The organism is Azonexus hydrophilus (assembly GCF_038368255.1).
Classification (GTDB): domain Bacteria; phylum Pseudomonadota; class Gammaproteobacteria; order Burkholderiales; family Rhodocyclaceae; genus Azonexus; species Azonexus hydrophilus.
In genome coordinates this window covers 1384572-1396577 of the sequence record NZ_CP151406.1, presented here as the reverse complement: position 1 = coordinate 1396577, position 12006 = coordinate 1384572, and the positions used below count along the sequence as shown (strand labels likewise).

General features: G+C 67.2%; 2 protein-coding genes. Both read right to left on the bottom strand.

What is annotated here, in order from left to right; all coding sequences use genetic code 11:
* Nucleotides 1-3 precede the first annotated feature (3 nt).
* Nucleotides 4-10080, bottom strand: a complete 10077-nt coding sequence (locus AADV58_RS06815) for a hemagglutinin repeat-containing protein (RefSeq protein WP_341744392.1) — start codon at nucleotides 10078-10080, stop codon at nucleotides 4-6.
* A 13-nt stretch (nucleotides 10081-10093) separates the two neighbouring features.
* Nucleotides 10094-11779 (bottom strand): ShlB/FhaC/HecB family hemolysin secretion/activation protein, encoded by a 1686-nt coding sequence (locus AADV58_RS06810; RefSeq protein ID WP_028996083.1) that lies wholly within the window; start codon nucleotides 11777-11779, stop codon nucleotides 10094-10096.
* Nucleotides 11780-12006 lie beyond the last annotated feature (227 nt).

Genomic DNA, 12006 nt, shown 5'->3' with positions numbered 1-12006 from the left:
GCCTCAGGCCGCGCCCGGACGCCCCGCGCCCTTGCCACCGTCGATCGGCGGCGGTAGCGGAATCTTCAGATCAATCGGGGCGGCATTCGCACCCCCCTTGCCAGCATCCGAGCCCTTACCGCCGTCGATCGGTGGTGGCAACGGAATCTTCAGGTCAATCGGAGCGGCATTCGCACCACCCTTGCCGGCATCCGAGCCCTTGCCACTGTCGATCGGCGGCGGCAACGGAATCTTCAGGTCGATCGGTGCGGCATTCGCACCCCCCTTGCCAGCATCCGAGCCCTTGCCGCTGTCGATCGGCGGCGGCAACGGAATCTTCAGGTCGATCGGTGCGGCATTCGCACCCCCCTTGCCAGCATCCGAGCCCTTGCCGCTGTCGATCGGTGGCGGCAACGGAATCTTCAGGTCGATCGGTGCGACATCGGCACCGCCCTTGCCGGCGTCCGAGCCCTTGCCGCCGTCGATCGGTGCCGGTTGCGGCAGCGGTGCCGGAGCCCCCTTGCCATCATCGGCGCCACCCTTGCCGGCGTCGGCCCCCTTGCCACCGTCGATTGGCGCCGGTTGCGGCAGCGGTGCCGGAGCCCCCTTGCCGTCGTCGGCGCCACCCTTGCCGGCGTCGGTCCCCTTGCCACCGTCGATTGGCGCTGGTTGCGGTAACGGTGCCGGAGCCCCCTTGGCGTCGTCGTCGCCCTTGGCGCCCGGCCCCTTGCCATCATCGGCCGGGGCCGGCGGGGCGGCCTTGCCGGCGTCGTCGCCCGCCGGCGGAGCCTTGTCGTCCTTGGGCGACGCCGATTTATCCTCCGGCGCGGCGCCCTTGCCCTGATCGCCGCTGTCGCCGGCAGCCGGACTATTCGGCTTGGTGGTCGTCTTGCTCAAGGTGACATCGGCCTGGATGCCGAGCGAGAGCGCCATCGACGAGTCCTTCTGAACGACATCGGTGACCTTGCCGGCGGCGGTGACCGACGTCGATGCACCGCCCACCGAGGCCCCCTCGTTGCGCAGATCCTTGCCGGCGCTGACCTGCGAACGTCCACCGCTGTTGATCGAAACTGCGTCGTAGCTGGTGCTGCGTTCGATATCCAGGTTGGCGGCACCGCTCAGGTTAGCCTTGCGCGTCGTGCTCGTTTCTGTGGCACCGCGCGAGGTCTCCTGGCTGACGCCGACACCGGCGCTGAGACCGAAGGCGGTCGAGCTGCTGGTGTTCTGCGCCGCCCGCAGCTGCATATTGCCGCCGGCGTTGAGCGTAGTATCGCCGGCGCTGGCGATCTTGGTCCCTTCGAGGTCCATGTCGCCGCCGCTGCGCAGCGCGGTGTCGCCGCCGCTGCGGATGTTCACGCCGCTCTTGGTCGAGTTGCTGCTGTCCGACTGGTTGTAGCCTGCGCTGACCTCGAGCATGCCGCCAGTCTGCGACTTGCCGCCGCTGCCGGCCTTGCCGCCGGTGCTCATGCCGATATTGACCGAGGCGTCGGCGCCGCGGCTGCTCGCCGTCGTCCGGTCTTCTGCCGCCAGCAGGTTGAGCTTGCCGCCGGCGTCGAGCGTCGTGCTGCCGGCTGACTCGATGCTGGTGCCCTTGAGCGTGGTGTCGCCGCTGGTCTTGATGCGGACGTTGCCGCCCGACTGGATCGAACCGCCGACTTCCTGGACGCGCGACTTGTCGGCCGTCGCGCCCGAGGCACTGACGCTGAGGCTGCCGCCGACGACGCTCTGGGCATTGACGTTGACGGTCAACACCGCGCCGGCATCGATTTTCTCGGAACGGCTGCTGGCCGTGTTCTGCGCCGCCTTGTAGTCGAGCGAAGCGGCCTGGATGGCGACGTCGCCGCCGGCCGCGATGCGCGTCCCCTCGAGTGTCGTCTTGCCCGACGACTCGCTGCTGAAGCCCTGGCCGACGCGGATCGTCGACGCGATCGCGGTCGAGGTGTCGGCGCTGGTCTTCTCGTACGACGAGCTGGCGCTGACGCGGCCGCCGACCGAGGCATCGTAGCCGGCCCCGGAAGTGACTCCGGCCTGCGCCGAGGCACCGGCGTACATGCCGACCTTGGCGGTGTTGTCGAGCTTGGTCGAGGATTCGTAGGTGGTATCGCGGGCCGCCAGCGATTCGATGGTGCCGGCGCGCTGGCTCATCGAACCGCCGACGTCGATCTGCGTGCCGACATCGCGGATGGTGCCGCCGCTGGCGTCGCGGGTGAGATCGCCGCCGGCCTTGATCGTCGACACCACGGCCGTCGTGCTGCCGCTGACCGACTTCTCGTCAACGTTGTTGACGCGGTAGCCCATGCTGATCTCGGCCGAGGCCCCGGCCTTGGCGTTCAACTGTGCCTCGGCATTGGCACCGGCGTTGGCGCCGGCGTAGAGACCGACCGAGGTGGTGTTCTTGCTGCTGCTCGTTTCCTTGCGGTCGTCGGCAGCCAGGAAGCGCATGTTCTCGGCCTTCAGCGCGACATCGCCGCCGGCGGCGATGTCCGAGCCCTTGACGGTGAGATCCTTGGCCGTCAGCGACAGGTCGCCGCCGGCGCTGATCCCGGACTTGTTGTTGCGCGTCTCGAGCGTGCTGGTCTTGCCGGTCTCGACCCTCAGCAGGTCAAGGGTGTTGTCGGAACCGGCACTCGCCGATGCCTTCGCCGACGGCAGCAGGGCTGCGCCCCCGGCCGCCGCCGAACCGCCGGCGCCGGCCTCGTTGTTGCTGCCGAGCATCAGGCCGACGCTGGTCCTGGTGGTCTCGGTGGTCTTCAGCGAGACATCCTCGGAAGTCCGCACATCGACGCTCGCCGCGCGCAGATCCATGTTGCCGCCGGCAGCCAGCTGGCTGCCTTCGAGCACGACCTTGTTCTTGGCATCGACGCTCATGTTGCCGCCGCTCTTGATGCCAGCGGCCTGGTTGCGGATCTCCAGGCTGGTTTCCTTGCTCTGCGTCGATTCGAGGAAGTTGACGCTGCTCTCGCTGCGGGCGCTGGCGCCAACGCCGGCACCGACGGCGATGCCGCCGACGCCAACGCTGCCGTTGACCGACGCCCCGGCGCCGGCGCTGTTGCTCGAGCTGGCCATCAGGCCGATCGAGGTCTTGTCGCTGGTCGTCACCGAGATGTCGACGTCGCGCCCGGCAAGCACCTCGACATCGCGCGCCTGGATCGTCGTGTTGCCGGCGGTGTCGATGCTCGACCCCTGGACCTTGACGGTGCCGTCGGCGCTCAGGCGGGTGTTGCCGCCGACCTTGATCGTCGACGCCACATTGCGCGCCGAGAGGCTGTCGGTCACCGTCTTTTCATTGGCCATCAGTTCGAGACCGCCGCTGCCTTCGGCCGAGGCCTGTGCGCTGGCGCCGACGTTGCCGCTCAGGCCGGCCTTGCCGGCCTCACCCTTGGCCACCGCCCCGGCCGAGGCATCGGCCGAGCCCTTGCCGTCGGTCACCCGGAGGAAGGTCGTGGTCGTCGTCTCGGTATGCGTCTCGACCTTGTCGAGCCCGGCCAGCACGTTGATGTTGCTCGCCTTGATGTCGGCATCGCCGCCAACCTCGAGGCTGGAGCCCTGCAGCGTGACGTCCTTGCCGGCCTTGATGCTGGCGTCGCCGCCCACCGCGAAGCTGCTGGCGACGTTCTTGCTGACCGTCTGCGTCTTGGTCGTCGAGGTTTCGCCCCAGAGCCCGCCACCGACGCCGAGACCGCTTTCCTTGCTGGTCTCGGTGGTCTTGGTGGTATCTGCCTTGCTGACGATGTTGACCGCGCCCGCTGCGTCGAGCGCCGCGTCGCCGCCGACCTTGACGTCGGTGGCGGCAAAGGTGATGTCCTTGCCCGACTTGGCGGCCAGGTTGCCGCCGACGGTCAGCCCGGACTTCAACTGCTCGACGGTGGTCATCGTCGAACTCTTGCTGCTGCCACCGAGAGCACCTTCAGAACCCGACTTGCTCGAGGTCGTCGTAAGCTTCTCGAGGCTGTCGAAATTGACCCCGTCACCAGCATTCAGCGTCGCATTGCCGCCGGCATTGACCTGGGCGCCGATGACATCGATGCTGCGCTTGGCGTCGATGCTCAGATCGCCGGTCGAAATGATCTGGGCGGTACGGCCGATATCGGTGGTGTAGAACTCGTCGTTGCCCGACCCGCTGCTGTAGGTACGATTGACGACGCTGCCCTCGGTCGAGGTCAAGCTGACGTTGCCGCCCTTGATCGTGCCCGAGAGATTGGTGATGTCCTGCTTGGCGACGACGGTCAGCGTCTTGGTGCCGGCGACGGTGCCGCCGACGTTGTCGAAGCGGTCGACGTTGATGTTCACGTCGGCACCGGCGATCACCGAGCCCGTTTCGATGCTGGCGCGGGTCTCGGCCGAGAGGTAGACGACCGGGACCAATACGCGCTGCCCGGACACTTCCTGCTCGACCATCCACACGACATCGCTCTTCAGCGCGGCCACCTGCGCTGCGCTGGGCGCCTTGCCCCATTCCAGGCCAAGCTGCTTGGCTTCCTTGGCAGCATTGTCCATCAGGTACTGCATCTGGCTGCTCTCGCTGGAGAAGCCGGCGAGCATCGCCCGGCCGACCTGGGCGACCAGCTCCTGGCGGATCAGATAAGCCTCGTAGGCACCGTCGCCGAGGCGCTTGATCAGGGTGTCCGGATCGTAGCCGAGCTGCTTGGCGAGCAGGTCGGAACCGGCGAAGTTGCCGGCCGACAGGTAGCGAGGATTGCTCTCGACCAAGTAGCGCGCATTCGGCGCGGTGGCGATGACGAAATAGCCGTTCGGGCTGCTCGGCAGGTTGATCGTGATACCGCCGAAGCTGACCGGCCCCTGCGGCGTCGCCGGGGTCGACGGCGCCACCACGGCACCGGTGCGGGAATCGATCTTGCCGCTGCTGGTATAGGTGGCGGTCTGTCCGCCGCCCGCGTCTTCGCCGCCGTCGTAGCTGCGACCGGCATCGACCCCGATGTCGCTTGTTCCCTTCGTGGACGTGCCAGTCGGCGCCGTCGCCGACTTGGCGCCGCTGACCGGCGTTGCTGTCGAACCAGTGACATTCAGTCCGGCGCCGTCGATCTGCAGCGAATTGCTGGCAAACACTCCGGCACCGATGCTGTCGATTTGCTGCGTGTTGGGGATGACGACAGAGCCATGGTGCGAATCGGTTTTCTTGACGATCGCGATATCCGTCTTCAGACCGTACCAGGAAATGTAGTCGGAATAGTTATCAACGTAATTGATACGTTGCAGCGCCATCTCGTTGAGATGGAAGTGTCCACCGGAAGCGCTGCCGATCACCACATCCTTGCCCGAAATGACGCCGCCGGTGTTGTAGGCATTGCTGTAGCCAGTCAGCTTGACGGTGCCAGCACCGACGATCTGCGGCTTGAAGGTTGGCTTGCCGCCGGCGTAGTACTGGTCGCGGTGCCACTCATCCTTGTAGTAAGCCCAGAATTCGCTCTCGACTGCATCTGCCTTGTAGTACTGGCTGAGATAGGTTGTCGTCTTGGCGCTGTCAGCGCCCCAGACCCGGTCATCGCCACCATCGATCTCGTTGTAGATCGTCCCGGCCTGCAGCGTGATGTTGCCCAGGCTGCTGATCGTGCTGCTGTTGACGATTTCATAGCCGATCAGCTTGACCGCCTCGTCGGCGTCGATGGTGCCGACGGCACCGCTGCGCGTGCCGACGTTGGTCAGCCGCTTCGACGCCGTCACCGAGGCCGTCTTGCCGCTCCAGATGGCGCCGCGGTTGGTCACGTTCCCGCCAAGCGCCTTGACGACCAGATCCTTCTGCGCCGCGAAGGCGCCGTTCTGGTTGTTATCAAGCTTGCCGTCGGTGGCGAAAGTCAGTTGGCCGGCCGAATAGACCAGGCCGTTGTTGGCGAAATCGTTGACCAACTGGATGTCGGCCCAGCCGCTACCGCCGGTAACGGCCAGGATCTGGCTGTTGGCGCCGGTCAGCGTCAGCGTGTTGGCGTAGACCTGCATGTTGCGCGTCGACGACAGGCGGGCCTCGTCAGCCAGCGCCAGCGTGCCGACGGCAATATCGACGGTGTCGCCGAGGACCAGGCCGCCCTTGGCGATGTCGAGGACGACGCCGCGACCGCCCTCGACGGCGTCGATGTCGAGCACGCCGCCGGCCTGGAGGGTGCCGCTGCCGCCGACATCGATGCGGCCGCCGGCCGATGTGCTGCGCAGCGTCATCGCGCCGCCGCTGAGCAGCGTCTTGGTGTTGTCGATCACCTCGCTGTAATTGACCGTCAGGCTGCCGTAGGACTGCAGCGTGCCGTCGTTGTCGAGCCGGCGGACGTTGATGCTACCGCCGCCGGTCGCCTCGTCGGCCAGCGTCAGCGTGGCGTCGGCGGCGTTTTCCAGCGTATCGAAGCTGAGCGTGCTGTCGGCCGCCGCACCGCCCTGGATGGTGCCCTTGTTGACCAGGCGATTGCCGCTGAGGACCAGGCGTTCGGCCTGGATCGCTGCGCCGCTGGCGTTATCGATGTCGAGGTTGTCGCCGGCGATCGACAGGGTGCCGCCGGCAGCCAGCGATTTGCTGTTGTTCAGTGCGCCGGCGACCAGCGTCAGGTCGTTTGCCCCCAGCAGCTTGCCGGCGTTGTTCAGGGTGTTGCCGACGTCCAACTGGTCTTCCTTGTCGGCGACGCTGAGGGTCGACAGCAGCCAGGTACCAGAATTGCTCAAGCTGGCGACCTTGACGACGCTGCCGCTCCGCGCCTGGATCCAGGCCTTGTCCGGCTGCTGGGCATCGCTGCTGTTGTTCTCGGCGCTGCTGGCGAGCAGCTTGAAACTGCCGTCGCTGATCAGCGTGCCACTGTTGACGAAGGCGGCGCTGTCGTCGCCGGCGGCGTCGGCAATGTCCACCGCGGTCTTGCCGTAGATCGTGCCGCTGTTGCTGGTGCCGGCGGCGCGAATGGTCAGTGCGTCTTTTTCGGTGCTCAGCGTGCCGGCGTTGGCGAGCCCGGCGCTCGCCGTCAGGGCGACGCTGCCGCCCTTGATCGTCGCCCCGCCCTGGTTATCGACACGGGCTGCCGTCAGTGCCAGCGCGCCGCCCTGGAGCACGCCACCGGCGGTATTCGTGAAATTGCCGCTGTTCAGGTCGAAGGCACCGGTGGCAAGCAGCTTGCCGGCGTTGTCCACGCTTGCCGCAGCGAGAACCAGATCGCGCCGGGACTGCAGCAGGCCGCTGTTGGTGAGCGCATTGGCCACCGTCACCCGGTCGCTGCCGACGTTGACGGTCGACAGCAGCCAGCTGCCGAAATTGCTCAGGCTGGCGACCGAGACGGTGCTGCCGGCGGCGGCCTGCATCCAGCCGCCGCTCTTGTTCTCGGCGCTGCTGGCGAACAGCGCCAGCGTCCCGTCGCTGATCAGCGTGCCGCGGTTGACGAAGGCGGCGCTGCCGTTGCCGGCGGCGTCAGCGATATCGACCGCAGTTTTGCCGTAGACCGTTCCGCTGTTGCTGGTGCTGGCGGCGCGGATGGTCAGCGCACCGTTCTCGGCGCTCAAGGTACCAGCGTTGTCGAGCCCGGCGCTTGCGCTCAGGGCGACGCTGTCGCCCTTGATCGTCGCCCCGCCCTGGTTGTCGACACGGGCCGTAGTCAGCGCCAGGGCGCCGCCCTGGAGGACGCCGCCCGCGGTATTCGTGAAATTGCCGGTGCCCAGGTCGAAAGCCCCGGCGGCGAGCAGCTTGCCAGCGTTGTCGGTGCTGTCGGCGCTCACCTCGAGCGCGCGCCCCGACTGCAGCAGGCCGCGGTTGATAAGGGCGTCAGCCACCGTCACCCGATCGCTGCCGACGTTGACGGTCGACAGCAGCCAGCTGCCAAAATTGCTCAGGCTGGCGACCGAGACGGTGCTGCCGGTCGCGGCCTGAATCCAGGCGTTGTCGGCTTGCAGAGGATCGGCGCTCTGGTTCTCGGCGCTACTGGCGAGCAGGGCCAGCGTCCCGTCGCTGATCAGCGTGCCGCGGTTGACGAAGGCGGCGCTGCCGTTGCCGGCGCGGTCGGCGATATCGACCGCGGTTTTGCCATAGACCGTGCCACTGTTGGTGGTGCCGGCGGCACGGATGGTCAGTGCGCCGTTCCCGGCGCTCAAGGTGCCGGCGTTGTCGAGCCCGGCACTCGCGCTCAGGGCGACGCTGTCGCCCTTGAGCGTGGCGCCGGCCTGGTTGTCGACGCGGGCCGCCGTCAGCGCCAGGGCGCCGCCCTGGAGCACGCCGCCCGCGGTATTCGTGAAATTGCCGCTGTTCAGGTCGAACGCACCGGTGGCGAGCAGCTTGCCGGCGTTGTCGGTGCTGCCGGCGCTCAACTCGAGAGCGCGCCCCGACTGCAGCAGGCCGCTGTTGGCGAGGGCATTGGCCACCGTTACCCGGTCGCTGCCGACGTTGACGGTCGACAGCAGCCAGCTGCCAAAATTGCTCAGGCTGGCGACCGAGACGGTGCTGCCGTCGCGGGCCTGGATCCAGCCGGCGGCGGCGTTGCCGGCGCTGCTGGCAAGCAGGTTGAGGCTGCCGTCGCTGAGCAGCCGGCCGCTGTTGGTGAAGGTGGCGCTGCCGTTGCCGGCGGCGTCGGCGATGTCGATCGCGGTTTTGCCGTAGATCGTGCCGCTGTTGCTGGTCCCGCCGGCGCGGATCGTCAGCACGCCGGCGTCGGCGCTGAGCGTGCCGGCGTTGGCGAGGCCACCGGCGCTCAGGTCGAGGTCGCCGCCAACGCTCTGGACGGTGCCCGCCAGACTCAGCGCGCCGCCGCTGGCCAGCGTCAGGTCGCTGCCGGCGCGCAGCGTTGCCGCGCCGAGATCGGTGCCGCCGTCGCTGCGCAGCTGCAGCGGTCCGCCGGCGTAGAGCAGCGTGCCGGCGCCGCCGAGCGCGGTCGTGCCGAAAGCCGCCGACCAGCCCTGGCCACTGCCCCAGGCGGTGCCGTCGATTGCCGCCCGGCCGCCGACCGTCAGCGCCAGGCTGTCGCCAGCGTAGCGCCGGTTGTCGTCGGCACCGCCAGCGCCCTGCGCGGCGTCGTCGAGCTGCGCCGCCTGCAGCGTCAGATCGTCGCCGGCGACCAGCGCGCCGCCGCGCAGCACGATGCCGCCGGCCGCCGTCAGGTCGAGGTCGCGGCGTGCCGCCAGGCCGCCGCCGGTCAAACGGATCGCATCCGCCGCCTGGTCGCCGCTGCGCAGGCTCAGGTCGGTCTGGGCCGAGAGCTTGCCGGCGATCTCGATGCGCCCTTCGGCGCTGAGCGTGAACTCGCCGGCGGTCGCCGCCATCTCGCCGAGCATGCGCACACCGACGCCGCCTTCGGTGGCGACGATGCGGATGCGGTCGGCGTACATGCCGCCGAGCAGCGAGCTATCGAGGGCGTAGCTGACGCTGCCGATGCCGGCCAGCGGTGCGGTCGCGGCGCGGCTGGCGTAGCTCCAGCGATGGGCGCCGAGGCTGACGCCGAGGTCGGCGGCGTTGACCTTGCCGTCCACGCGCACGGCCCGGGCGACCAGGTCGAGAATCTGCTGGGCGCTGGCGTTGAGGCCGTCGCCGGCGATCGCGATATCGCCCTGGCGCACCTCGAAACCGCCAAGCGAGCCGTCGTTGTTGAGGAAAGGCGCGCCAGTGGTCAGCGTGACCCGGTCGCTATTGATGAAGCCGCAGCCCTGGCAGGTGATCCCGTAGGGATTGGCGACGACGACGTCGGCCTTGCCGCCGAGCACCTCGGTGAAGCCGTTGAGCTCCGAGCGGCGATTGCTGACGACTTCGTTGAGGATCACCGTGGCCTGGCGCGTCAGGTTGGTGTTGGTCATCACCTGGCCGGCCAGCTGCGAGGTCACCGACAGCTGCGTCGCCTGGGCATTATTGAGGACGAGCCCCTTGGGATCGACGTTGTACTGGGTGAACTTGTTGTGCGACAGGCCGGCCGCATTGCTGTCGGCGATATTGACGACGGTCGCGCCGTTCGGCGCGACATAGGTGGTGGTCGCCCCCCCGGCCGATACCGCCGACGGGGTCTGCGCCGACAGAAGTGCCGGCGCGAGCAGCACGAGCGCCGCCGCCGACTTGCTTTTGCCGTGGCTCCTGGCGCATTCAGCGACGGCCACCCAGACACCGCGGCTGGCATTCCAAACGATTCGATAAATACGGTTCATGATCGATCAATCCTCAAAATGCATAAGAGACACGGAACCAGGTTTGCGGCGCTTCCCTCGTCCAGGTAGCCGGCACGTCGACTGGGCGGCTGTTGTACAGCTCCAAGGCGGCGCCGCGCCATTGCGCAGCGAGTCCGACGGTGGCACCAGCCAGTTGCCCGCTGGCAGTGCCGCTGGCGATGCCACGGACGCTACCGGTGTCATAGGCGGCATACAGCCGGCCGCGCCAGCTCTCGCCGGCGAAAGATGTCTGCCACGGCCAGGCCAGTTCGTTGCGCCAGTAGTAGCCACGGTCGCCGGCGATGCTGTTGCGCATGAAGCCGCGGACGCTGCCGATGCCGCCGATCTGAATCTGCTGCGAGCCGTAGAGCGGACGTTGCGCATACTGGTAGCTGAGCTGGCTCGACCAGTTCAGGGCAAAATCACCCAGGGCCAGCGGCCGACTGAAACCGAGATCAAGGTTGAGCTTCTTGAACTGGGCGCGCGGCGCATCGTGGTTGATGTCGCTGGGGTCCTCGAGCGCACCAAAGGCCTTCAGCCCCTGGGCATAGACCAGTTGGGCATTGATCACACCGCCACCAGCAAGCAGGAAGCCGCTGGTGCCCAGTTCGGCGATCGCCAGCTTGCGGCTGTTCACTTCGAGTAGCTGCTGCATCATGTAGTTGCGTGCGTCCTGCACCGAAACCCGGCCGAATACCGTTAACTTCGACGCTTGGTCGCGATAGGCCAACCGATCCACAGTCAATGTCTGAGTACGGGTTTCGCCATTAGTGTGCATCCTGGTCCCAGAGGCCAGTTGCAGCACGTTGACATAGGTTGAGCGGCTGACATTGAAACCAAACGACCAGTTACCGACCGGCAACCAGAAATCGAAGGCGTCGCTACCCGACTTGTGCTCGTCGTCGCCCGGATGCGAGCGACGGCTGGTGAACATCCAGCGTTCATTGAGCGCCAGCGGCGAATCAATCGTCGCGGTCAGTGCGTAAGCGCGCCTGCCGGTCGATTCGGCGCCCATATTGTCGTAGCTCATGTACAGGTGTGCGGGCAGCGTGCGCCGGTTGCGGACGACGACAATGCTTTGCCCCGACTTGCTGCCGGGACGCACCTCCATCGTTGCCTGGTTGGCAGCCAGACGGTTGATCTGATCGATACCCTGCTCGAGGTCGCGCAGGTTGAGCCGGTCGCCGGGCGCTCCGGGAAAGACACCGGGAACGAAGATTTTCTGCGCGCCCTCACCCTCGAGCTGATAGCCCTCGATGACGCCCTCGACGATGACGATGCTTAGGCGACCGCTACCCAGATCCTGGGCAGGCAGGTAGGCGCGCGTGGTGATGTAGCCCTGCTCGATGTAATCAGCGGTAATTCCGGCCAGGATCTGCTCGATCTCGGCGACGCCGAGGCAACGCCCGACGAAGCGCGCCGACAGGTCGAGCACGGTACGCTGGCGCAGGCGCTCGCCGCCGTCGATGACCAGTTCGTCGATCTGCCGGCAGGCACCGCCTGGACTGACGGCAGGCTGCGGCGCCTGGCGCAGATCGGCACCGCCAACCGCCGGCACCGCCTTGCGCGCCCGCTCGATTTCTTCCTGCAGGCGCTCCTGTAGTTGGCGCTGGACGAAATCGGCCTGGCGGCCGGCAGCATTGATGTCAGCCGGCGTCTGCGCGTGCGCGGCCAGCACCGGCAAGGCAAGGAGCCACAAGGCCCGCCTGCAAACAAGCCGCCCCAAATCGACAAACCAAACATTCTCTGACACTTTGACATCCCCTCGAAGCTCATCCTGTGTGCAACACGAATGATCGTTGGGGAACTATGACAAGCGAGCGTGAAGCCTCCGTTAACTGGTATGAATGTGGCCAAAAGCACCCACAAGATTCACTTGGTTCTCATAGCCAGAAGCCGTTCGCCGCCACCGATAAAGGGAGCCTG